Annotated in this window: 19 protein-coding genes; 13 read left to right on the forward strand and 6 right to left on the reverse strand. The window is 73.6% G+C overall.

Annotation, left to right across the window (positions count from 1 at the left end):
• The first annotated feature begins 10 nt into the window (after positions 1-10).
• Both AB0F58_RS09445 and AB0F58_RS09450 read left to right on the forward strand, forming a co-directional pair.
• Entirely contained in the window at positions 11-997 is a 987-nt protein-coding gene (locus AB0F58_RS09445; RefSeq protein ID WP_357140260.1) for an ABC transporter permease, read from the forward strand.
• A gap of 128 nt (positions 998-1,125) precedes the next feature.
• Positions 1,126-2,862: an ABC transporter substrate-binding protein gene (locus tag AB0F58_RS09450; RefSeq protein WP_357140263.1), complete on the forward strand. Its 1,737-nt coding sequence runs from the start codon at positions 1,126-1,128 to the stop codon at positions 2,860-2,862.
• 71 nt (positions 2,863-2,933) lie between these two features.
• Here AB0F58_RS09450 and AB0F58_RS09455 read toward each other — a convergent pair whose 3' ends face one another.
• Positions 2,934-5,072 carry a prolyl oligopeptidase family serine peptidase gene (locus AB0F58_RS09455; protein WP_357140266.1) on the reverse strand — a complete coding sequence of 713 codons (2,139 nt, stop codon included), beginning with the start codon at positions 5,070-5,072 and terminating at the stop codon, positions 2,934-2,936.
• A 192-nt stretch (positions 5,073-5,264) separates the two neighbouring features.
• Between AB0F58_RS09455 and mshB the strand changes: the two genes are divergently transcribed.
• The 3 genes from mshB to AB0F58_RS09470 all read left to right on the forward strand — a co-directional run bounded on the left by mshB (position 5,265) and on the right by AB0F58_RS09470 (position 7,188).
• Positions 5,265-6,185: an N-acetyl-1-D-myo-inositol-2-amino-2-deoxy-alpha-D-glucopyranoside deacetylase gene (gene mshB / locus AB0F58_RS09460; RefSeq protein ID WP_357140268.1), complete on the forward strand. Its 921-nt coding sequence runs from the start codon at positions 5,265-5,267 to the stop codon at positions 6,183-6,185.
• Between the two features lie 17 nt (positions 6,186-6,202).
• Positions 6,203-6,646 (forward strand): hypothetical protein, encoded by a 444-nt coding sequence (locus AB0F58_RS09465; RefSeq protein WP_357140468.1) that lies wholly within the window; start codon positions 6,203-6,205, stop codon positions 6,644-6,646.
• 77 nt (positions 6,647-6,723) lie between these two features.
• A complete protein-coding gene (locus tag AB0F58_RS09470; protein ID WP_357140271.1) occupies positions 6,724-7,188 on the forward strand; it encodes a hypothetical protein in 465 nt (154 codons plus the stop codon).
• Between the two features lie 21 nt (positions 7,189-7,209).
• Here the strand turns inward: AB0F58_RS09470 and AB0F58_RS09475 are convergent, their stop codons facing one another.
• Entirely contained in the window at positions 7,210-8,163 is a 954-nt protein-coding gene (locus AB0F58_RS09475; RefSeq protein ID WP_357140274.1) for a GNAT family N-acetyltransferase, read from the reverse strand.
• A 79-nt stretch (positions 8,164-8,242) separates the two neighbouring features.
• Between AB0F58_RS09475 and fdxA the strand changes: the two genes are divergently transcribed.
• From fdxA to AB0F58_RS09500, 5 genes are all read left to right on the forward strand, one after another.
• Complete coding sequence (gene fdxA / locus AB0F58_RS09480) at positions 8,243-8,569, forward strand: ferredoxin (protein WP_176737747.1); 327 nt, start codon at positions 8,243-8,245, stop codon at positions 8,567-8,569.
• A complete protein-coding gene (dapC, locus tag AB0F58_RS09485) occupies positions 8,566-9,681 on the forward strand; it encodes a succinyldiaminopimelate transaminase (RefSeq protein ID WP_357140471.1) in 1,116 nt (371 codons plus the stop codon). The genes fdxA and dapC overlap by 4 nt, the downstream gene beginning before the upstream one ends.
• A 251-nt stretch (positions 9,682-9,932) precedes the next feature.
• The gene (locus AB0F58_RS09490) at positions 9,933-10,997 is read left to right on the forward strand and encodes a prephenate dehydrogenase/arogenate dehydrogenase family protein (protein WP_357140276.1); all 1,065 of its coding nucleotides are present in this window, start codon (positions 9,933-9,935) and stop codon (positions 10,995-10,997) included.
• 9 nt (positions 10,998-11,006) lie between these two features.
• Positions 11,007-11,654, forward strand: a complete 648-nt coding sequence (locus AB0F58_RS09495; RefSeq protein ID WP_357140277.1) for an SIMPL domain-containing protein — start codon at positions 11,007-11,009, stop codon at positions 11,652-11,654.
• Entirely contained in the window at positions 11,654-12,325 is a 672-nt protein-coding gene (locus AB0F58_RS09500; protein ID WP_357140279.1) for a nucleoside/nucleotide kinase family protein, read from the forward strand. The genes AB0F58_RS09495 and AB0F58_RS09500 overlap by 1 nt, the downstream gene beginning before the upstream one ends.
• Here AB0F58_RS09500 and AB0F58_RS09505 read toward each other — a convergent pair.
• Both AB0F58_RS09505 and AB0F58_RS09510 read right to left on the reverse strand, forming a co-directional pair.
• Positions 12,302-14,839, reverse strand: a complete 2,538-nt coding sequence (locus AB0F58_RS09505) for a hypothetical protein (RefSeq protein ID WP_357140280.1) — start codon at positions 14,837-14,839, stop codon at positions 12,302-12,304. The genes AB0F58_RS09500 and AB0F58_RS09505 overlap by 24 nt on opposite strands.
• Positions 14,840-14,944: 105 nt before the next feature.
• Positions 14,945-15,502 carry a sugar O-acetyltransferase gene (locus AB0F58_RS09510; RefSeq protein ID WP_357140282.1) on the reverse strand — a complete coding sequence of 186 codons (558 nt, stop codon included), beginning with the start codon at positions 15,500-15,502 and terminating at the stop codon, positions 14,945-14,947.
• A 164-nt stretch (positions 15,503-15,666) separates the two neighbouring features.
• Here AB0F58_RS09510 and AB0F58_RS09515 point away from each other — a divergent pair, with 164 nt between their 5' ends.
• Entirely contained in the window at positions 15,667-18,996 is a 3,330-nt protein-coding gene (locus tag AB0F58_RS09515) for a S8 family serine peptidase (protein WP_357140284.1), read from the forward strand.
• A 48-nt stretch (positions 18,997-19,044) separates the two neighbouring features.
• Here the strand turns inward: AB0F58_RS09515 and dapD are convergent, their stop codons facing one another.
• Positions 19,045-20,004: a 2,3,4,5-tetrahydropyridine-2,6-dicarboxylate N-succinyltransferase gene (gene dapD, locus AB0F58_RS09520; protein ID WP_357140286.1), complete on the reverse strand. Its 960-nt coding sequence runs from the start codon at positions 20,002-20,004 to the stop codon at positions 19,045-19,047.
• A gap of 77 nt (positions 20,005-20,081) precedes the next feature.
• On the opposite strand from dapD, the gene dapE reads away from it, so the two are divergent.
• Complete coding sequence (dapE, locus tag AB0F58_RS09525) at positions 20,082-21,155, forward strand: succinyl-diaminopimelate desuccinylase (RefSeq protein WP_357140288.1); 1,074 nt, start codon at positions 20,082-20,084, stop codon at positions 21,153-21,155.
• Between the two features lie 110 nt (positions 21,156-21,265).
• Here the strand turns inward: dapE and AB0F58_RS09530 are convergent, their stop codons facing one another.
• Positions 21,266-21,427: a hypothetical protein gene (locus AB0F58_RS09530; protein WP_357140292.1), complete on the reverse strand. Its 162-nt coding sequence runs from the start codon at positions 21,425-21,427 to the stop codon at positions 21,266-21,268.
• 181 nt (positions 21,428-21,608) lie between these two features.
• Here AB0F58_RS09530 and AB0F58_RS09535 point away from each other — a divergent pair, with 181 nt between their 5' ends.
• Complete coding sequence (locus AB0F58_RS09535) at positions 21,609-22,460, forward strand: TIGR00730 family Rossman fold protein (RefSeq protein ID WP_357140293.1); 852 nt, start codon at positions 21,609-21,611, stop codon at positions 22,458-22,460.
• Positions 22,461-22,463 lie beyond the last annotated feature (3 nt).

Genomic DNA, 22,463 nt, shown 5'->3' on the forward strand with positions numbered 1-22,463 from the left:
CCTGATTCTCATGACGCGATTCCTGGTTCGGCGGTTGCTCAGCGCCGTCCTCACCCTCTTCGCGGTGAGCGTGCTCAGCTTCCTGATGTTCTTCGCGCTGCCCCGGGACCCGGTCAGCGGCATGTGCCCGAAGAACTGCAACGCCGAACGGCTCGAACGGGTCCGCGACGAGCTGGGCCTCAACGACCCGCTGGTGCAGCAGTACGCGAACTACATGAAGGGCATCGTCGCCGGGCGGGACCTGGGCAGCTCCCAGGGCGGCCGGTGCGACGCCCCGTGCCTCGGCTGGTCGTACGTGAACAACGAGGCGGTCACCGACACCCTGACCCGGGTGCTGCCGGTGACGCTGAGCATCGTGTTCCCGGCGGCGATCCTCTGGCTGGTGGTCGGGGTCGGCCTGGGCATGGTCTCCGCGCTGCGCCGGGGCACCTGGCTGGACAAGGTGGCGATCGGCTTCTCGCTGGCCGGCGCGTCGTTCCAGCTCTACTTCGTCGGCGCGGTGCTGCTGCTGATCTTCACGTACCAGTTGCGGATAACCCCGGTGCCGGGGTACACGTCGATATTCGACGATCCCCTGAAGTGGGCCAGCGGGCTGGTGCTCGCCTGGGTGTCGCTGGCCTTCCTCTTCTCCGCGATCTACGCCCGGCTCTCCCGGGCCCAGATGCTGGAGACGCTCTCCGAGGACTTCGTCCGCACCGCGCGGGCCAAGGGCCTGCCGAAACGCACCGTGTACGGGCGGCACGCGCTGCGCGCGGCGATCACCCCGGTGGTGACCATCGCCGGGCTGGACGTCGGTGCGGCGCTGGGCGGCACGGTGATCACCGAGACGACCTTCGGCATCCAGGGGCTCGGGCGGACCGCGATCGACGCCGTACGCTCCGGCGACCTGCCCACGATCATGGCCACGGTGCTGATCTCGGCGGTCTTCATCGTGCTGGCGAACGTCATCGTCGACCTGCTCTACGCGACCATCGACCCCCGGGTGCGGTTGCGGTGACCGGACGCGACGGCCGCTGCGGCGGCGGTTGCGATCAGGCATCGACCACGTTCCACCCGTGGAAGAGTATCCATCGATTCTGTTACACCACTCGTAGATTTCTTACCGGCAGGGGAGGAGGGCGCGACATGCGCCTGAAGAGGGCAGCCGCCGCAGGCGGAGCGCTCGCACTGCTCGCGGCCATGGCGGCGTGCAGCGAGAACAAGGGCACCGAGGGCACCGTCGACTCCGACCGGGTGCAGAGCGGCTCGATCGCCACCGACCCCAAGGAGTCGATGGGACCGGCCGCCGAGGTGCCGGGCGCGGCGAAGGGCGGGACCTTCCGGGTGATCCGGGAGACCAAGATCTCGCACATGGACCCGCAGCGGGTCTACTCGTTCGCCGGTCTGATGAACGCGCCGCTCTACAGCCGTTCCCTGACCACGTTCAAGGACGACGGCTCGGGCAAGGTCACCCTGGTCGGCGACCTCGCCGAGACGCCGGGCAAGGACGTGAACTCCGACTGCAAGGTCTGGGAGTTCACGATCAAGGACGGGGTGAAGTTCGAGGACGGCACCCCGATCACCTCGAAGGAGATCGCCTACGGCATCGCCCGCTCCTTCGACCCCGACCTGACCGGCGGCCCGACCTACCTCCAGGAGTGGCTCGCCGACACCCCGCAGTACGACACCAAGTGGGACTTCAAGGCCAACAAGACCTCGCTGCCGCCCGGTCTGACCGCGCCGGACGCGAAGACCCTGCGCTTCGAGTTCGCCAAGGCGCACTGCGACCTGCCGTTCGCCGCGTCGCTGCCCTACACGGCTCCGCTGAAGCCGGAGAAGGACACCGGGGTCAACCTGGACAACCAGCCCTTCTCCTCCGGGCCGTACAAGATCACCAAGCACACCGCCGGCGTCGAGGTGGTGCTGGAGCGCAACGAGCACTGGGACCCGAACACCGACCCGGTGCGGCACGCGTACCCGGACCGGATCGTCTGGAGCTTCGGTCCGGACCCGGAGGCGGGCGCCAACCGGGTGATCGCCGACAACGGTGACGACCAGGCGGCGCTGGGTTGGAACGGTGTGCCCGCCGCGCTGGTCGCGCGGGTCACCGGCGACGCCGCCCTCAAGCCGCGCACCGTGCAGGGCCCGACCCCGAGCCTGTGGCGGCTCACCATCAACACCAGCCGGGTCACCGACCTCTCGGTCCGCCAGGCGCTCAACCACGCGATCGACCGGGACGGCTTCATCAAGGCGTACGGCGGCGAGGCGTCCGCCCGCCCGGTGACCACCCTGCTGCCGCCGTCGACGATCGGCTACCAGAAGCACGACGTCTACCCGGCCGGGCCGAACGGCGACGTGGCCAAGGCCAAGGAACTGCTCGCCGGCAAGACCCCGGAGCTGGTGCTCGGCATCAGCGACGACTCCACCGAACTGGCCACCCAGCTCAAGGGCAACCTGGAGAAGGCCGGCTTCAAGATCACGGTGAAGACCATCCCGACCGACGCCAAGCTCGACGAGGTCGGCAAGAAGGGCAACCCGTGGGACATCTGGATCGACCAGTGGGCCGCCGACTGGCCGAGCGGCGCGGCGATCCTGCCGGTGCTCTTCGACGGTCGCACCATCAAGGCCGAGAACAACAGCAACACGTCGTACGTCAACAACGACGCGATCAACGCTGAGTTCGACCGGGTGCTCGCGATGCCCGTGGCCGAGCAGGGCTCGGAGTGGGCCAAGCTGGACGAGCGGATCATGAAGGAGCTGGCGCCGGCCGTGCCGCTGTTCGTGGAGAACGGCTTCTACGTCCACGGCTCCAAGGCCGGCGGTGTCTTCATCTCCAGCATCTTCGGCTACCCGTCGCTGGTGAACGTGCACGTCAAGCAGTGACCTACCGACCCCCACCGGGGTGGTAGCGGGGGTCCCCTGTTCGCGCTTTCCGCCGAGCAGGGGACCCCTGCTCACAGGTGGGTACGGAGGAAGTCCAGTTCCAGCCGGAGCAGCCGTTCGGCGGTGCCGCCGGCCGCCATGTGGGTCGCCCCGGTCAACGGCAGCACCGCGTGCGGCCGGCCGGTGGCCAACAGCGCCGCCGAGAGGCGCAGCGTGTGCGCGGCCACCACGTTGTCGTCCGCCAGCCCGTGCACCAGCAGCAACGGCCGCCGGTCGTCGGCCCGGAGGGTCGGCTCGGCGGCCAGCTCGACCAGGTTGTGGTGGCTGTAGACGTCCGTCCCCTCGTCCGGCGGGCCGAGGTACCGCTCGGCGTACGCGGTGTCGTAGAGCGCCCAGTCGGTCACCGGTGCCCCGGCGATGCCGCAGCGGAACCGCTCCGGGTGCCGCAGCACCGCCAACGCCGCGAGCCAGCCCCCGAACGACCAGCCGCGCACGGCGACCCGCCCCAGATCGAGATCGGGGTGTTTGCCGGCCAACGCGGTCAGCGCGTCGAGCTGGTCGGCGAGGACCACGTCCGCCACCCGCCGGTGGATCACCTTCTCGAACGAGGGCGAGACGCCCGGCGTTCCCCGGTTGTCCACGGTGACCACCGCGAAGCCCGCGTCCGCCCACCACTGCCGTTCCAGCCAGGCCCCCCGGGCGGCCACCACCTCCTGATGCCCCGGGCCGCCGTAGACGTCCAGCAGCACCGGCAGTCGCCGTCCGGCGACGTGGTTGGCCGGGTAGAGGACCGCGGCGGGCAGCTGCCGGTCGGTCACCCGTTCCAGGGCCGGCCGGGGCGCGTACGGCGGATGGGCGGCGTGCGAGTGCAACGTGGCGATTTCCTCGTCGCCCCGGCGCACCGACCAGCGCACCCCCGGATGGTCCAGCGAGGCGTACCCGACCACCAGCACGTCCCCGCCGACGGCGGCGGTGTGCCACCCCTCGTCCTGGGTCAGCCGGCGGGCGTCCACCCCGCCGCCGATCACCGTCCGGACCCGGAACAGGTGCCGCTGGCTCGGTTCGCCGTCGCTCGCCTCGACCACCAGGTCGGCCGGGGCGCTGCCGGCGGTGAGCCGGCCGACCACCCGGCGGACGTAGAGCGAGGGCGGGGTGAGCAGGGTGCCGTCGGCGAAGAGGCACCGGGCGTCGTACCCGTCGTGGGCGAGTTCGCCGCCGACCAGCACCCGGCCGTCCGGCAGGTGCGCGGGGGTGCCCGGGACCGGGTCCACCCAGCGCGGGTCGGCCAGTTCGGCGTGCACCTGCGTCTCCCCGGTGCGCGGGTCGATCGCCAGCACCAGGCCGTGCTGCTGCGACCGGCGCAACACGGTGATCAGTGGTCCACCCTCGACCCAGTCGACCGCGGCCAGGTACGGGTAGGTCTCCCGGTCCCAGTGCACGTCGACCCAGCCGTCGTCGAGGTCGAGCAGGTGCAGGCTCACCTCCGCGTTCGGGCCACCGGCCACCGGGTACGCGACGGTCGTCGGCGGGTACGCCGGGTCGGCCGGGTCGTGCAGGTGCCAGCGGGTCAACCGGGACTCGTCGACCCGCGCGGCCAGGATGGAGCGGCCGTCCGGTGCCCACCAGTACCCCCGGAACCGGTGGAACTCCTCGGCGGCGACGTGCTCGGCCAGCCCCCAGGTCACCCCGGAGTCCTCACCGGCCAGCATGGTGTCCGTCCCGTCCGGCTCGATCACCCGCAGCTCGCCCCGGCGGGTGGCGGCCCCGACGTCGGAGACGTACGCCAGCCGCTGCCCCGTCGGATCCGGGCGTGGGTCGATCGCCGGCCCGGCGGTGGTCACCTCGACCACGTCGCCGTGCACCAGGTCGGCCCGGAACAGCCGGCCGGCGAGGGAGAACACGGCCACCCGGGCGGCCGGGTCGGTCGCGTACGAACCGATGCCCCCGGTGCTCAGCCGCAGCCGTTCGCGCAGCGCCCGTTCCGCCGGCGGCAGATCGTCGGCGGCGTCGTCACCGAGCAGCGCGACCGGCTCGGCCACCAGCCGCTCCTCGCCGGAGGCGACGTCGAGCAGCCAGAGCGCGTCGACCGGGTCCTGCGGGCCGCCCGAGCGCAGGAAGACCACCCGCGATCCGTCGTCGGCCACGGTGACGGCGCGCGGCGCCCCGCGACTGAACCGTCGGGTACGGGCGGCCAGCTCCGGATAGTCCACACGGCCGATCGTAGAGGCGTCCCGGAGGCGATGTGGCCGACCTGCTCGGACCCGTCGGAGTCGACGCCGACCCGCCGCAGCGGAGCCGCCACGACCTGCGGGCGGGGGCCCGCCGCCGACCTGCGGGTGAGGAGCCGTCGCCGACCCGTCCGGTACGCGTCGGAGCCGACGGCGACCGCCGCGACGGCTAGAGTGACCGGCGTGACGACGCTGCCCGACCGCCGGCTCCTGCTGGTGCACGCCCACCCCGACGACGAGTCGATCGGCACCGGGTCGACGATGGCGCACTACGCCGCGACCGGTGCCCACGTCACGCTGGTGACCTGCACCCTCGGTGAGGAGGGCGAGATCCACGTGCCGGAGTTGGCCGGGCTCGCCGCCGCCGAGGCCGACCAGCTCGGCGGGTACCGGATCGCGGAACTCTCCGCCGCCTGCGCGGCGCTCGGCGTCACCGACCACCGTTTCCTCGGCGGCGCGGGCCGCTACCGTGACTCCGGCATGATGGGGCTGGCCACCAACGAGCACCCCCGCGCCTTCTGGCAGGCCGACCTGGACGAGGCCGCCGGGTACCTGGTGGAGGTCATCCGGGAGGTACGCCCCCAGATCCTCGTCACCTACGACGAGAACGGCTTCTACGGGCACCCCGACCACATCCAGGCGCACCGGGTGGCGATGCGCGCCGTGGAGCTGGCCCGGGCCGAGGGGCTCGCCCCCGCCAAGGTCTACTGGACGGCGATGCCGATCAGCGTGCTGGAAGCCGGTCTGACCCATTTCGCCGACTCCTCGGACAACCCCTTCGCCGACGTCACCGACCTCTCCGAGCTGCCCTTCGGCACCCCCGACAAGGACATCGCGGCGCGGATCGACGCCACCGACCAGCACGCCGCCAAGGAGGCGGCCATGCGGGCGCACGCCACCCAGATCCCGGAGAACTCCTGGCTGTACTCCATCGCCGGCAACTTCGGCAGCGAGTTCATGGGCGTGGAGTACTTCTTCCTCGCCGTCGGCGAGAAGGGGCCGGGCAACGGCCCGTACGGCTGGGAGGACGACCTCTTCGCCGGACTGGACACGACGACACCGCAGGACGCCGCCGCGTCGGCCGGTCTCCGGTGACCCTGTCCGCCGCGTCGATGTCGGTCACCCCGGAGCCGGAGCAGGTCGAGCCGCCGTCGTCGCCCGGACCGGCGCTGCGGGTGCTCGACCTGGTGCTCCGGGTGGCCGGCGGTGCGCTCGCCGTCTTCGGTGGCGTGCTGACCGCGGTGGTGGAGCTGGTGCTCGCCGGGGTCCGGGTGGGCGGGTACCTGATCGGCGTGTCGGTGCCGGTGGTGATCGTGGCGAACCTCGTGCTGGGGTGGTTCGCCCACGCCACCGTGGGACGGCGTTGGGCGGTCGTGCTGCCGGCGGTGCCCTGGTTCACGATGATGGTCGTGGCGGCGGGTCGCACGGACGAGGGGGACGTGCTCCTCTCCGGGGACAACTGGGTCGGTCTGGCGATGATCGTGGCGGGCGCGATGACGTTCGCCGTGCTGGGGTTCCGGCTGATGCTGGCCCCGCCGACCCGGACGGAGACGTGACGCCGCCCCCGCCCGGGTGGTAGATATTCCTGCCAGGAAGCCCGCCGCCAGGGCGGGCGGTACGGCGGGAGACGTGCATGAGGAACCGGTGGCGGTCGGTCGGCGTGCTGGCGGGCGCGCTGTTCGCGGTGAACGTGGTCGCCCGGCTGGTGACCCGGTTCGCCTTCGACGAGGATCCGGTCGCCGCCGACCGGGTCTCGCTGGCCATGTTCCTGGTGATCGGGGCGGTCCTGGCGACCGTCACCTTCCGGTGGGCCCGGCGCAGCGCGGTGGCCCGCTGGGGTGGCGACCTCGCCACCGCTGTCGGGATCGCGATGCTGGCGACCGTCCTGGTCGGCCCGTTGCTCGTCGGCAACAACCCGTTCGCCGGTGGTGGCGTCACCTTCTTCGCCCAGCTCGGGCTCTACCTGCTGGCCACCGGGGCCGGCGTGTTGACCGGCTACCTGATCGCCACGGCGCTCGGCGTCGACCACCAGTCCCAGCTGCTCAAGCGGTACGCCGAGGTGAAGAGCGCCAAGCCGCGCCGGCCGGCCCGCCACTGACCGGGGGCGGCGCGGGCAGCGTCAGGCGGGGGCGACCCGGGTCAGGTAGGTGTGGTGGGTGGTGAAGCCGAGGCTCCGGTAGAGGGTGACGGCCGGGGTGTTGCGTTGCTCCACCTGGAGGAAGACGTCCGTCGCGCCCGAGTCGGCGCCCCAGTCGGCGAGCGCCCGGAGCACCCGCCGGGCCAGCCCCCGGCCCCGGAATCCGGGCACCACCTCGATCATGCTCAGGCCCAGCCAGCGGCCCTCCCCGGTGACCGTCCCCCGGGCGACCGCGGCCAGCGTGCCGTCGACGTGCAGGTGGGCGAAGCGGAGCCGGTCCACGGCGGTGAGCACGTGGCGCGCGGCGTCGGGGAGGCCGCCCTTGCGCCCGGCGGCGACCGCGAGCCACTCCGCCGACGGGGCGGTCGCCAGCTCCGTTCCGGGGGCGGCGACCGGGAGCCGGGCGAGCAGCCGGTCCAGGGGCACGGTCTGCACCAGCGTGAGCGGTCGGGCCGTCCAGCCGCGGGCGTCCAGCTCCGCCCCCACCGGGGTGGCCAGCGGCAGCGGGGTGTTGACCATCGCGGGCTGTCCCTGGTCGGCGTACCAGCGCTCGACGGCGTCGACGGCGGCCGGCAACGGCCGGTCCGGGTCGCCGACCGGCAGTGCCGTGTTGGCGCGTCCGGTCCAGCCCTCGGCGCTGCGCAGCAGCCAGTCGCCGAGGCGTCCGCGCACCGGGGCGGGCCACGCCTGGTCGGCGGCGAGTTCCAGGGCGATCACCGCGGCTGCGGTCGGCCGGCGGGCCGCCGGTACCCGTTTCGCCCGGTGCACCTCGTCGCGGGGAACCTGGACCCGCCCCTGGTCGGTCGCCAGAGTGATGTGGGTCTCATTCAATTCGACCAATTCGCCGAGCGCGTCGGAGAAGAGCGGGCGGCCCTCACGAATCCCCACAATCCGACGGACCACGATCCGATGTCCCACATCCTGCTGTCGGAGCACGATCGACCTCCTCCCCGGCGAGATACTAGGCTCTTACCGTCGCGGCGGATCGCGACGCGTCTTGCGGAGGAGAAGACCGGTGACCTACATCATCGCCGAACCGTGCGTGGATGTACTCGACAAGGCATGCATCGAGGAGTGCCCGGTCGACTGCATCTACGAGGGCAACCGAATGCTCTACATCCACCCCGACGAGTGTGTCGACTGCGGTGCCTGTGAGCCGGTCTGCCCGGTCGAGGCGATCTTCTACGAGGACGACGTCCCGGAGAACTGGAAGGACTACACCTCGGCGAACTACGAGTTCTTCGAGGACCTCGGTTCCCCGGGCGGTGCCTCCAAGATCGGCAAGATCGAGAAGGACACCCCGTTCGTGGCCGCCCAGCCGCCGCGCGGAGAGGGCCACTGAACCGGCCCGCGCCGGTCTCGTCGCGGCTGCCCGAGTTCACCTGGGACACCCTGGACGCCGCGGCCACCCTGGCCGCGGCGCATCCGGATGGGATGATCAACCTCTCCATCGGCACCCCGGTCGACCCGGTGCCCGAGGTGATCCGTCGGGCCCTGGCGGACGCGTCCGACGCGCCCGGATACCCGCTCACCGCGGGTACGCCCGCCCTGCGCGCCGCCATCGCGGCCTGGGTGGGGCGCACCTGCCGGGCAGCCGACGGGTTCGGTGTGCTGCCGACGATCGGTTCCAAGGAACTGGTCGCCTGGCTGCCGACCCTGCTCGGCATCGGCCCGGGTGACGTCGTCGTGGTGCCGTCGGTCTGTTACCCCACCTACTCCGACGGCGTCCGGCTGGCCGGTGCGACCGAGGTACGGACCGACTCCCTGACCGCGGTCGGGCCGACCTCGCGGGTCCGCCTCGTCTGGGTGAACTCGCCGGCCAACCCGACCGGTCGGGTGCTGCCCGCCGCGCACCTGCGCAAGGTGGTCGAGTGGGCGCGTGAGCGGGGCGCGGTGGTGGCCAGCGACGAGTGCTACCTGCCGCTCGGCTGGTCCGCCGACGCCGAGCCGGTGTCGGTGCTCTCGCCCGAGGTCTGCGGGGGCTCCCACGAGGGCGTCCTCGCCGTGCACTCGCTCTCCAAGCGGTCGAACCTCGCCGGGTACCGGGCCGGGCTGGTCGCCGGGGACCCGGCCCTGGTCGCCGAGCTGCTCAAGGTCCGGAAGCACGCCGGCATGATCGTGCCGGCACCGGTGCAGGCGGCGATGGTGGCCGCGCTGACCGACGACCGGCACGCCGACGAGCAGCGGGAACGCTACCGCGCCCGGCGGGAGGCGCTGCTCGCCGCGTTCACCGGGGCGGGGTTCACCGTCGAACACTCCGAGGCGGGTCTCTACCTCTGGCTCAGCCGGGGTGGGGAGGAGTGCTGGCAGACCGTCGACTGGCTGGCCCGCCGGGGCATCCTGGCCGCCGCGGGGGCGCTCTACGGGCCCGCCGGCAGTCACCACGTCCGGATCGCGTTCACCGCCTCCGACGCACAGGTCGCCGCCGTTCCCGGCCGGCTCGCCCAGGCGTAGGGCCGGATACCGCCGGTCGGGCCACCCCGGTCGCCCGGCGGCGCCGAGCGGGGGTCCGGCACCCGTGGTCGGGTCCGGCACCGAGCCTGGTCCGGCACCGAGCCTGGTCCGGCACCGAGCCTGGTCCGGCACCGAGCCTGGTCCGGCACCGAGCCTGGTCCGGCACCGTGGCCTGGTCCGGCACCGTGGCCGGCCGATATCCTCGGCCGGGTCAGCCAGGACCCGCACCGAGCGGAACCCGAGGTACGCAGATGGTGGCAAGCCCCGGCGCGCGGCCCCGGGTCGCGGTGGTCGGCACCGGTCTGATCGGTGGGTCGATCCTGCTCGGGCTGCACCGGGCCGGTCTCGACGTCACCGGCTGGGATCCCGACCCGGCGACCCGGCAGGTGGTCCGCGACGCCGGCGTGACCTGCCCCGACGAGCTGACCGGCGCGGTGGGCGACCGCACGGTGGTCTTCCTCTGCGGCCCGCTGCCCACCCTGCCGGAGACGTTGCGCACCGTCGCCGGGGCGACCGGTGACGACTGCGTCCTCACCGACGTGGGGAGCGCCAAGGGCGCGGTGGCGGGGTTCGCCGCCGCGCACGGGCTGACCGACCGGTTCGTGCCGGGTCACCCGATGGCCGGCACCGACCGGGCCGGCATCCGCGCGGCCGTACCGGACCTGTTCGACGGCGCCGCCTGGGTGCTCTGTCCCGCCCCGGACGGCCTGCCCGCGTTCCGTCGGCTCGCCACGTTGCTGGTGACCGTCTTCGGGGCCCGGGTGGTGCCGATGGCCCCGGACGAGCACGACGCGGTGGTGGCGCTCGCCTCGCACGTGCCGCACCTGCTGGCCGGGGCACTGGCCGGGGCGGCCGGCCGGTCCGCGCTGCGGGACGCCGTGCTGGCCCTGGCGGCCGGGAGCTTCCGGGACGGCACCCGGGTGGCCGGCACCCCGCCCGAGCGGACGGCGAACATGCTCCTCGGCAACCGGGACCACGTCCTGCGGGAACTGGCCGCCGTCCGGGCCTTCCTGGACGAGCTGGCCGCCGCGCTCGCCGATGCCGACGCCGACGCGCTCACCGCCGGTCACCGGGAGGCCCGCGCCACCCGGACGTCCCTGTTCGACCGTCCGTTCACCGCCTCCCGGCACGACTTCCCGGTGACCGCCGGAGAAGAGGGCGCCCCGGGCCGGCCGGGTGCCGACGAAGCCGCCGGTGAGCTGCGGTTCCTGCTCGCCCTCGGGGCCGCCGGGGGATACCTGGGCGACTGCCGGTCCACCGGGGCGGGCGTGCGGTACACCGCGCACCGGCCGGCGGGGTCGCCGCCGCGCGGTTAGGGTGGGCACATGGTGGACGGACCGGTGGTGACGGTACGCGGCGAGGCATACCGGGAGGTGGCGCCCGAGGTCGCCCGCTTCACGGTGACCGCGATGGCCCGTGACAAGGACCGTGAGGTGACCCTGACCCGGCTGGCCGAGCGGGCCGCCGCGATCCGGGTGCTGCTCGACGGCCACGGTCCGGCGGTGGACCGCCGGGAAACCGGTGAGCTGCGGGTCCGTCCCGAGTCGAAGCGCTCCGGCGAGCGGGTGATCGCCTACCACGGCAGCGTCACCACGACGGTCACGGTCACCGACTTCGCCGCCCTCGGTGAACTGATGCTCCGCCTGGCCGACCAGGACCAGGTCTCCGTCGCCGGCCCGTGGTGGTCGTTGCGGCCGGACAGCCCGGTGCACCGGGAGGCGCGGCGGGCCGCGATCACCGAGGCACTGCGCCGGGCCCGGGAGTACGCCGAGGCGCTCGGCGCCCAGGTGACCGGCCTGATCGAACTCTCCGACTCCGGGATGGCCGCCCAGCCGATGACGTTCCGGGCGGCCGGCTTCACCGGCGTCGCCGAGGCGGGTGGCAGCCCCGAAATCGACCTCGACCCGCAGCAGCAGACCGTACAGGCCGCCGTCGAGGCACGGTTCGCGATCAGCGAGCCGGTCCTGGACTGATGCCCGGACAGCCCGCGCCCGACCCGGTTCCGGCTCGGGAGTGCCCGGTCGACGAGCTGGTCGCGCGGGCCCGGGAGCTGGCCGCCGCCGGCCCGCGACAGCTGCTCGGCATCGCCGGCGCTCCCGGTGTGGGAAAGTCCACCCTCGCCGAGCGCATCGTCGCCGGGGTCGGCCCGACCGCCCGGTTGGTGCCGATGGACGGCTTCCACCTGGCGCAGGCGGAACTACACCGCCTCGGCCTGGCCGACCGCAAGGGCGCGGTGGACACCTTCGACGCGTACGGCTACGCGGCGCTCCTGCGCCGACTGCACCGGCTGGAGCCGGTCACCGTCTACGCGCCGGCCTTCCACCGGGACATCGAGGAGCCGGTCGCCGGGTCGATCGCCGTGCCGCCCTGGGTGACCCTGGTGGTGACCGAGGGCAACTACCTCCTCCTCCCCGACGATCCGTGGGACGAGGTCCGCACCCTGCTGCACGACGCCTGGTTCCTCGACCTCGACGCGGAACTGCGGCTGCGCCGGCTCACCGACCGGCATGTCGCGTACGGCCGGTCGCCGGCCGAGGCGGACCGCTGGGCGCGCGGGTCCGACGAGGCCAACGCGGCCCTGGTGGCCGGCACCGCGCACCGGGCGGACCTGGTGCTCCGGCTAGCCGACCCCCTCCCGGGGTGACGGGACGGCCCCGCGCAGCAGGCCGGCGACGCGATCCCGTTCGACGAGGAACTCCGGGCACTCCGGGTACCCGCCGTGGCTGCGGATCGGCGGGTCGACGACCTCTCCGCCGGTCGGGTGCAGCCCCGCCGGGTCCCGCACGCTGACCTGCCGGTGGGCGGCGGGCACCGGCCAGCCCAACGGGTCGGTCTCCCGCCAGAAGTTCGTCCAGCCGGCCCGGCCGTGCCGGTCGGTGAGCGCCTCGGCCAGCACCGGCAACCGGTGGGGACCGAAGTACGCCGGGAAGACCCGCCCGTAGAGCCGGGTCAGCTGACAGCCGTACGAGAAGAACCGGACCCGGCGCCGCCAGCGGGCCGGCAGTTGCAGGAGCACGGCCGCGCAGATCACCGCGCCCTGGCTGTGTCCGGAGAGGATGATGCCCGCCACCCGGCGCGGATCGTCCCCGGGCAGGGCCAGCAGACCGGCGGTACGGGTCTGCAACTCCGGTACGGCCCGTTCGGCGTAGCTGGGCGGGGCGAACGGGTGGGCGGCCCGGGGCCAGAACGTGCCGACGTCCCAGATCACGCCGACCGACCGCCGGACCGTGTCGTTGCGGTAGACCAGCAGGCCGAGCGTGGCGACCTGCACCGGCAGCCAGCCGAGGAGCCAGTCCCCGGTGCCGGCCGCCCCGTCGACCAGTGCCGCCCAGCCGCTGCCCGACCTGCCGTGCGGGCGTGACCCGGAGAGCGCGGCGACGCAGCCGAGCGCGGCCAGCACCAGCAGTGCCGCGCCACTGCGCCCGGCGAGCGGGATCGCGTGTTCGCCGACCAGCCGGTGCAGGGCGCGGAAGGTGCTCACGTCCCGGCAGCGGCGCAGGTCGTGGGCGGAGAACCGGCGGTCGGGCGTGCTGAGGCGCTGGTACTCCTGCCGGCGCAGCCGGGCGAAGATCAGCCCGGCGTGGACGGCGGTGCCGAGGACGACCAGCAGGGAGCCGCCGAACACCAGTCCGGCCCAGGTCACCGGCACCGGCGGGACGACGGCGACCCGGTCGGCGGGGTTCAGCCGGTTGCCGACCCAGTAGACCGCGCCGGTGCAGTACGCGACGGCCAGCAGCCAGCCGAGTCCGGCGATCAGCATCGGGCCCCGGCCGCCCCAGGCCACCCCGTTGTGCTCCGTTGCCGGCGGATCTGCCGGGGCGGCGCGGGGGAGGAGGAGCCCGGCCCCGGCCGCCGCGACCGCCGGACCCACCAGCATCCACGGGTCGAGCCCTTCCGGTGGGGCGGGCGTGCCGGGCAGCCAGCCGGAGATCCAGGCGGCCCCGGCCATCAGGGCGAGCCCCGCGCCGGCCGGGGCGGCGAGCGCCCGCCGTCCCGAGCGGGCCACCGCGCCGATCGCGACCAGGAGGAACAGCTGCCCGACGCCCCAGCCGCCGATCAGTTCGTCGTAGCCGGGCAGCGAGAGGTCGGCCCGGCAGCCGGGTGCGCCGGGTGTGGCGGCGCAGCCCTGCGGGGGACGCAGCTCGGCGAGCGGGACGCCGGCCGGGCCGTCGGGCAGGAGCAGGAGCGCGACGGTGCCGGCCAGCCCGCCCAGCGTGCTGACCACGACCAGGGCGCTGTACGGCCCGAGGGGGGTCCGTCCGCCGCGCCGGGTGAGGTAGGGCAGGCCGAGGGCCACCACGGCCACCGCCACCGGGAGCACCAGCAGGACCACGGTGAGTGCGGCGAGGACGGCCCGTGGTCCCCCGGGCGGGTCCATGACCAGTACCGCGCCGAGCGGCACCGCCGCCGCGACGACCGTGCCGGTGCAGAGGTGCAGCACGGCGGCCCGGCGCAGCTGTCCCTCGCCGCACCAGAAGGTGGGGTCCTGCAACGGGTTGACCATCGGCACGCCGACCGGCGGGACGACACCCGGCCCGACCGGCATCTCCGCCTCGTACTGGTAGGTGCGCCAGCTCAGCAGACCCACCAGGGCGATCAGGGCGAGTGGCACCAGCAGTCCGACGGCGAGCGCGTGCGCGTCCTGGCTCCACCAGCCCTGGCCGAGGAACTCCCAGGGACCGGGCAGCCGGCGCAGGCAGCTCCGGTCCACGCACTGCCAGCCGATCAGGTCGACCCCGATGCCGGTGGCGGCGAGGACCAGGGTGCCGGTCAGGCTGAGGCAGAACAGCCGGATCAGCCAGCCGGCGATGCCGGCGCGGCCGGACCACCGTTCCCGGTCCGGGTCGGCGGGAATCTCCGGCCGGGCGTGCAGGGCGACGTTGGCGAGGGTGAACGGCAGCAGCATCGTCCAGAGTGCCCGTTCGACGTCCCGCGCGGTCCGCGCGCCCGAGGTCAACCGCCCCCAGCTGTACGCCTCCACGGTGACCGGTTCGTCCGGGTCGGAACCGGGGTGGCGGTAGAAGCCGGTGACCTCGTCCCCGGCGACGAGCCAGGGCTGCGGCGTCGCCCCGCCCGGCTCGGGCAGCAGGCCCAGCAGCTCGCCCGGCGGCGTGTTCGACACGCCGTGCACGCGTAGTTCGAGCACTCGACCGGCCATGGCCCACCTCCCGGTGACCGCCTCACTACTCAGAGTGCTCCTATTGGGCGGGGCGGGGCCAGTATTTCTGGCTGTTTTTGCAGCTCAGGCCGGATATCTCGAAGGTCAGCTCAGAGTGCGGACCGGGCGGGCGGGGTTACCGACCGCCACCACGTTCGGCGGGAGATCCCGGGTGACCACCGCGCCGGCGCCCACCACCGTGTTGTCGCCCACGGTCACCCCGGCCAGCACGATCGCACCGCCCCCGAGCCAGACGTTGTCGCCGATGGTGATCGGTCGGGCGGCCTCCCACTTGTCGCGGCGAGGCTCCGGGTCGACCGGGTGGGTGGCGGTGAGCAGTTGCACGTTCGGTCCGATCTGCGCGTCCGCGCCGATGGTGATCGGCGCGACGTCCAGGAAGACCGCGTTGAAGTTGACGAACCCGCGCGGTCCGATGGTGATCCGGGAGCCGTAGTCGCAGTGGAACGGCGGCCGGACCCAGGTGCCCTCACCGACCTCGCCGAGCAGCTCACGAAGGGCGGCGAGCCGCCCCTCGGGGTCGTCCGCCCGGCTGCCGTTGAACCGCTCCATCAGCAGGGCCGCCCGGTCCAGCTCGGCGAGGATCTCGGGGTCGTCCGCCCGGTACAGCTCACCGGCGAGCATGCGTTCTCTCATCGACGTCACGGGTCGAGCATGCCGCAGCGGTGGCCGGCAGGCGAGGAGGAGCGCGTCCGGTTGCCGCGTTTCTGGTCGGATCGCGGACACTTTGGGGGTATCTGCTGTGGCAGCGTGGTGGCGGGTCCGTCGATGTCACCGACGTCGATGAGAAGACTCCCTGAGGAGGTCGCGTGCCACGAACAGGGAAAAACGTCGCTGTCGCACTGCTCCTGGGGGTGCTGCTCGGCACGGCTCCGGCCGTACCGACCACGTCGTCCGCGGTCGCTCACCGCCCGGCCGCGCCACCCCCGACCGTCCCGGCGGCGGCCCCGGACGCCGGGCGTCCGGCCACCGTCACGCTGCTCACCGGCGACCGGGTCACGGTCACCGGGGGCACCGCGCTCAGCGTCCGTCCGGGGCCCGGACGGGCCGACATGACCTTCGTGACCCAGCGGACCGGGGACCGACTCACCGTCCTTCCCCGGGACGCGGTGGAACTGGTCCGGTCCGGTCGGGTGGACCAGCGGCTCTTCGACGTGACCGGACTGCTCGCCGCCGGGTACGACGACGCACGGCGGGACACCCTGCCGCTGCTGGTCCGGTACCGGGACGGGGCGGACCGGAAGGACCTTCCCACCGTCGCCGGCACCCGGATCGCCCGGGACCTGCCGGCCATCGGCGGCGCGGCGGTCGAGGCCCGGAAGGGCCGGGCCACCGCCCTGTGGACGGCGCTCACCACCGGTTCGACCGACGCCCGGCTCGACCCGGCGGGCGGCGTCGACCGGATCTGGCTGGACGGTCGACGTCGGGTCAGCCTGGATCACAGCGTGGCGCAGATCGGCGCCCCGCAGGCGCACCGCGCCGGCTGGACCGGCCGGGGCGTCCGGGTGGCGGTGCTCGACACCGGCGTCGACGCCACCCATCCGGACCTGGCCGGACGGGTCGCGGAGAGCCGCAACTTCGCCGAGACCGCCGACCCGGACGACACCGTCGGGCACGGTACCCACGTGGCGGCCATCATCGCCGGCGGCGAGGCCACCAGCCGGTACCGGGGGGTCGCGCCGGACGCGACGCTGCTCTCCGGCAAGGTGTGCGAGAGCGATTCCTGCACCGAGTCGGCGATCCTGGCCGGTATGCAGTGGGCCACGGTGGACCAGCGGGCCGCGGTGGTCAACGTGAGCCTGGGCGGGCAGGACACCCCGGAGGTCGACCCGCTGGAGGAGGCGGTCGGGAAGCTCACCGCGCAGACCGGCGCGCTCTTCGTGATCTCCGCCGGCAACGAGGGCTCGGAGGCGTCGGTGGCCTCGCCGGGAAGCGCGGAGGCGGCGTTGACCGTCGGCGCAGTGGACCGGGCGGACGACCTCGCGCGGTTCTCCAGCCAGGGCCCGCTCCCGTCGGACGAGGGGATCAAGCCCGACATCACCGCGCCGGGCGTCGACATCGTCGCGGCGCGGTCCGCGAAGGGGCGGATCGGCGACCCGGTCGGGGACCGTCACGTGCGCCTCTCCGGCACCTCGATGTCCGCCCCGCACGTGGCCGGCGCGGCGGCGCTCCTGGCCCAGCAGCGACCCGAGGCGGACGCGGGTGAGCTCAAGGCCCTGCTGATGGCCTCGGCACGGGCACATCCGGAGCAGACGGTCTTCCAGCAGGGCGCGGGGCGGGTCGACGTGGCCGCCGCCGTCGACCAGCGGATCACCAGCAACCCGCCCAGCGTCTCGTTCGGCCGCACCCGGTGGCCGCACCACGACGACGCCCCGGTCCACCGGCCGGTGACGTACCGCAACTCGGGCGACCGCCCGGTGACCCTCCAACTGGCCACGGAGGTCACCGGCCCCGACGGCGCGCCCGCGCCGGCCGGCATGTTCCGCCTCGCTCCGGACCGGGTCACCGTTCCGGCCGGTGGGCGGGTGGAGGTGGCGGTCAGCGCCGACACGAGCGTGGCCGGTCCGGACGGGTACTACACCGGCCGGCTCGTGGCCCGATCCGAGGCGGGAACGGTGGCGACCCCGCTGGCCGTGCACCGGGAGGTGGAGAGCTACCAGCTGACCGTCGAGTTCCTCGACCGGACCGGCGCACGGACGAGCGACCACATGACCCAGCTCTACGGTCTGGACCAGCGGTACGCGCAGGAGGTCTCCGGTCCCGACGGGGTGGCCACCCTCCGGGTCCCCACCGGCCGCTACGGACTGGCCAGTGCCATCTTCGGCACCGACCCGACCGGCTTCACGCTGCTCGCCCAGCCGGAACTGACCCTGGACCGGGACACCCGGATCACCGTCGACGCCCGACGGAGCGGGCCGGTCCGGATGACCGTGCCCGAGGTGTCCGCCGTGCCGGCGATGGCGGACGTCGTCGTCCACCTCACCGCCGAGCCGGGCGACTACAGCTTCGGCGTGTCGGGCAACGACTTCACCGGTGTCCGGAGCGGCCGGATCGGCGGCGGCACCCCGGCGGCGGGGTTCGTCAGCTCGATCTCCAGCCAGTGGCTCCACGGCGAGGCGGACGTCAGCCCGTACCTGTACGCGCTGAGCGAGACGTTCGACGGCACCGTACCGACCGGGTTCGTCCGGGACTACCGTCGGCGGGACCTGGCGGCCGTCCACCAACGGTTCCACGGCAGCCCCGGGGTGGCGGCGGACCGGACGGTCTTCCCCCGGCCGGAGGGGATCAGCTTCACCGCGGCGATCGTGCTGCCGACGACCCTGCCGGGCAGCCGGGTCGAGTACCTCAACGCCGCCGCCGGCCTGCGCTGGTCGTCGACCCTGGAGACGGGGGAACGCCCCGACGACGGTTGGCTGGAGGGCCGCACCGTGCTCATCTCCGAGCCGGTCGCCCACCGGCCCGGCCGCCCCTACCGGGACGAGTGGAACGGGGCGCCGTTCGGGCCGGGCCTGGCCGCGCCGGGCACGGGCGTCGTCCGGTACGGCGACACCCTCGTCGTCGACATCCCGCTGCACAACGACGCGCGTGGCCACACCGGGTACTCGGCCGCCGACGCGCAACGGACGGTCCTGTACCGCGACGGTCAGCCGGTCGGGGAGAGCCCGTACGCCGGATCCGGGGCCTTCGTCGTCCCGCCCGAGCCCGCCGAGTACCGGGTGGAGGTCTTCGCGGCCCGGGGCTTCACCGACCAGAGCACCGAGGTGGCCGGGAGTTGGACGTTCCGTTCCGGGCACGTTCCCGGTGACACCCCGGTCGGGCAGCCGCTGATGGCGGTCCGCTTCGCGCCGGCCCTGGCCGACGGCGGCACCGCCCCGGCCGGGCAGGTCCGGACGATCCCGGTGACGGTCGAACGGCCGCCGGGCACACCGGCGGCCACGGTGACCGCGCTCACCGTGGACGTCTCGTACGACGGGGGAGCCAGGTGGCAGCCGACGCGGTTGCGGAAGCAGGGGGCCGGCTGGGTGGCAGTCGTCCGGCACCCGTCCGGGCCGGGCTGGGTCTCGCTGCGGGCCAGCGCCACCGGCAGCGACGGCAGCGTGGTGACCCAGCGGATCATCCAGGCGTACCGGCTGGGCTGAGCGGTCCCGCCCCGGTCCGGGCAGACGCACGGGCCGGGGCGGGCCGGTTCAGTCGTTGGCGTGCAGGGCGGCGTTCAGGGTGATGCCCTGGCCGGTACGCGGCCGGGCCTCCAGCGCGCCGGTGACCGAGTTGCGCAGGAACAGCAGCCCGTCCACGCCGGAGAGCTCGCGGGCCTTGACCACCCGACCGTCCGGCAGCGTGATCTTCGCCGCGGCGGTGACGTAGCAGCCGGCCTCGACCACGCAGTCGTCCCCGAGGGAGATGCCGACCCCGGCGTTCGCCCCGATCAGGCTCCGCTCGCCGATGCTGATCCGGTCGGTGCCGCCGCCGGAGAGGGTGCCCATGATCGACGCGCCGCCGCCGATGTCGGAGCCGTCGCCGACCACGACACCCTGGACGATCCGCCCCTCCACCATCGAGGTGCCGAGCGTCCCGGCGTTGAAGTTGACGAAGCCCTCGTGCATGACCGTGGTGCCGGCGGCGAGGTGCGCGCCGAGCCGGACCCGGTCGGCGTCGGCGATGCGCACCCCGGACGGCAGCACGTAGTCGGTCATCCGGGGGAACTTGTCCACCCCGTACACGGCCAGGTGGCGGCCGGCGGCCCGCTCGATCACCCGCAGCTCGTCCACCCGGTCCGGCGGGCACGGCCCGGCCGACGTCCAGGCTACGTTCGGCAGCTTGCCGAAGATGCCGTCCAGGTTGAGGCCGTTCGGCCGGACCAGGCGGTGGGAGAGCAGGTGCAGCCGCAGGTAGGCGTCGGCGGTGTCCTTGATCGGGTCGTCCAGCGAGCCGAGCACGGTGACCACCTCGACGGTGCGCAGGCCCGGCAGGGCGCGCGCGCCGATCGCACCCGGCGGCAGGTCCAGCACGTCCGCCTTCTCCTCGCCCGGGACCAGGGGAAGCTCGCCGAGCCCGAGCTTGCCGGTCGGGTACCAGGTGTCGAGAACCTGGTCGTCGGCGGTGACGGTGGCCACGCCGATGCCCCAGGCAGACTGTGCGGACGTCACTGTTGCACCCTCCGTTCGCGGCCGGCGGGCAGGCACGCTCTGCCGGCTCCTACCGCCCTGACGGTACCGTGCGAACCATGGAGAACCCGCTGACCCCCGAGGTCCTCGCCGATCCGGTCGCGTTGACCCGTGCCCTGGTGGACATCGAGTCCGTGTCCCTGAACGAGAAGGCGATCGCCGACTGTGTCGAGCAGGTGCTGCGGGCGGTGCCGCACCTGACCACCCACCGGTACGGCAACACGGTGATGGCCCGGACCGAACTGGGGCGCGCGCAGCGGGTGGTGCTCGCCGGGCACCTGGACACCGTGCCGCTGAACGGGAACTTCCCGTCCAGCATGCGCGGCGACCTGATGTACGGCTGCGGCACCTCCGACATGAAGTCCGGCGTGGCGTACGCGCTGCACCTGGCGGTGACCCTGCCCGACCCCCGGTACGACGTCACGTACTTCTTCTACGAGGGGGAGGAGATCGAGCAGAAGTACAACGGCCTGCACCTGGTCGCCGAGGCGCACCCGGAGTGGCTCCGGGCGGACTTCGCCGTGCTGCTCGAACCGACCTACGGCATCGTGGAGGCGGGCTGCCAGGGCACCATGCGGGCGATCGTCACCACGCACGGCGAGCGGGCCCACTCGGCCCGGTCCTGGCACGGCGTGAACGCGATCCACGGGGCCGGCGAGGTGCTGCGTCGGCTGGCCGGGTACGAGGCCCGCCAGGTCACCATCGACGGCTGCGCGTACCGGGAGGGGATGAACGCCGTCCGGATCTCCGGCGGGGTGGCCGGCAACGTCGTCCCGGACCGGTGCGACATCGAGGTCAACTACCGGTTCGCCCCGGACCGGGACCCGGCGGCGGCCGAGGCGCACCTGCGCGAGGTCCTCGACGGCTTCGAGGTGACCGTCACCGACATGGCCGCCGGGGCGACGCCGGGACTGGACGCGCCGGCGGCGCAGGAGTTCCTGGCCGCGGTCGGCGCGGCACCGATCGGCAAGCTGGGCTGGACGGACGTGGCCCGGTTCTCCGCGATGGGCATCCCGGCGCTGAACTTCGGCCCCGGCGACCCGAACCTGGCGCACCACCGGGACGAGCACGTCGAGATCTCCAAGATCCGCGACGGAGCGGCGACCCTGCACCGCTGGCTGGCACCGGCCTGATCCACCACCGGCCCCACCCGGCGGGGTGACCAGGAACCGACCTGGTCACCCCGGTCGGTCGCCGGTCGCGCGCGGTGACCCCCCGGTCCGCGCGGACGGCGTCCGGTCGGTCAGCCGTTGCTCAGCGCGGTGTCGACCTCCACCCGCGCCTCGGCCTCACCGGTCGGCTCGACGGTCTGCATCTGACGCGCTCGGCGACGCTCGGCCACCACGTCCCGGATCCGTCGCTGCATCTGCCGCCGGATCCGGATCCTCTCGTTGTTGCTGATCACGCTGCTCCTCCCCCGAAGGCGCGCCGGGGGCGTCCCCCACGTGTGAATAGTAGGACGCTCGGGCGACCGAATAAGTTCCCTTCGGATGTCGGAAGAGCGTCGTACCCGCCGTCGCGGGCGACCGCGAGTCGACGGTCGACCCTCCCGACCTGCGGCGCGGCACTCCACTACGGTGGCTTTCATGAGCCAGAGCAACGGACGGGACACCGATCACGGGCCGACCGAGGTACGCCACCGGGGAGCGGTGACGCTGCGCCGTCGGGCGCTGCCGACCAGCACCGCCGACGAGCGACTGCTCGACTCGCGGGGCCGGGCCGACTGGAAGACCAGGGACGCCTGGCGGGCGCTGCGGATCCTCTCCGAGTTCGTCGAGGGCTTCGACACGCTGGCCGACCTGCCGCCGGCGGTGAGCGTCTTCGGCTCGGCCCGCAGCAAGCCGGACAGCCCCGAGTGCCAGCTGGCCGAGCAGCTCGGCGCGGCGCTGTCCCGGGCCGGTTACGCGGTCATCACCGGGGGCGGCCCCGGGGTGATGGAGGCGGCGAACCGGGGGGCCAGCGAGGCCGGTGGCCTCTCCGTCGGCTTGGGCATCGAGCTTCCCTTCGAGCAGGGGCTCAACGACTGGGTCGACCTGGCCATCGACTTCCGGTACTTCTTCGCCCGCAAGACGATGTTCGTCAAGTACGCCCAGGCGTTCGTCGTCCTGCCCGGTGGCTTCGGCACCATGGACGAGCTCTTCGAGGCGTTGACCCTGGTGCAGACCGGCAAGGTGACCCGGTTCCCGGTGGTGCTGATGGGCACGGACTACTGGCGGGGGCTGCTCGACTGGCTGCGCGACACCATGGCCGCCGACGGCAAGATCGGTCCGGTGGACCTGGAACTCATCTGTCTCACCGACGACGTGGACGCGGCCGTACGGCACATCGTCGAGGCCGAGGCGCACCTCTCCGCCGAGCAGGAGGCGACCCGCGAGGCGGCGGTCGCCCAGACCGCCGCCGCCCGGCAGGCCGCGGCCGACGAGGGTCGGAAGGGCTGATCC

Origin of the sequence: Micromonospora sp. NPDC023956 (assembly GCF_040639195.1) — a bacterium.
In the GTDB taxonomy this organism is placed as follows: Bacteria; Actinomycetota; Actinomycetes; order Mycobacteriales; family Micromonosporaceae; genus Micromonospora.

Excerpts from the sequence above, each read along its gene's own strand:
- AB0F58_RS09450 (WP_357140263.1), top strand. The coding sequence starts at position 1,126 with ATGCGCCTGAAGAGGGCAGCCGCCGCAGGCGGAGCGCTCGCACTGCTC.
- AB0F58_RS09495 (WP_357140277.1), top strand. The coding sequence starts at position 11,007 with ATGGTGGACGGACCGGTGGTGACGGTACGCGGCGAGGCATACCGGGAG.
- AB0F58_RS09535 (WP_357140293.1), top strand. The coding sequence starts at position 21,609 with ATGAGCCAGAGCAACGGACGGGACACCGATCACGGGCCGACCGAGGTA.
- dapE (WP_357140288.1), top strand. The coding sequence starts at position 20,082 with ATGGAGAACCCGCTGACCCCCGAGGTCCTCGCCGATCCGGTCGCGTTG.
- AB0F58_RS09500 (WP_357140279.1), top strand. The coding sequence starts at position 11,654 with ATGCCCGGACAGCCCGCGCCCGACCCGGTTCCGGCTCGGGAGTGCCCG.
- AB0F58_RS09445 (WP_357140260.1), top strand. The coding sequence starts at position 11 with ATGACGCGATTCCTGGTTCGGCGGTTGCTCAGCGCCGTCCTCACCCTC.
- AB0F58_RS09465 (WP_357140468.1), top strand. The coding sequence starts at position 6,203 with ATGTCGGTCACCCCGGAGCCGGAGCAGGTCGAGCCGCCGTCGTCGCCC.
- AB0F58_RS09470 (WP_357140271.1), top strand. The coding sequence starts at position 6,724 with ATGAGGAACCGGTGGCGGTCGGTCGGCGTGCTGGCGGGCGCGCTGTTC.
- AB0F58_RS09490 (WP_357140276.1), top strand. The coding sequence starts at position 9,933 with ATGGTGGCAAGCCCCGGCGCGCGGCCCCGGGTCGCGGTGGTCGGCACC.
- AB0F58_RS09505 (WP_357140280.1), bottom strand. The coding sequence starts at position 14,839 with ATGGCCGGTCGAGTGCTCGAACTACGCGTGCACGGCGTGTCGAACACG.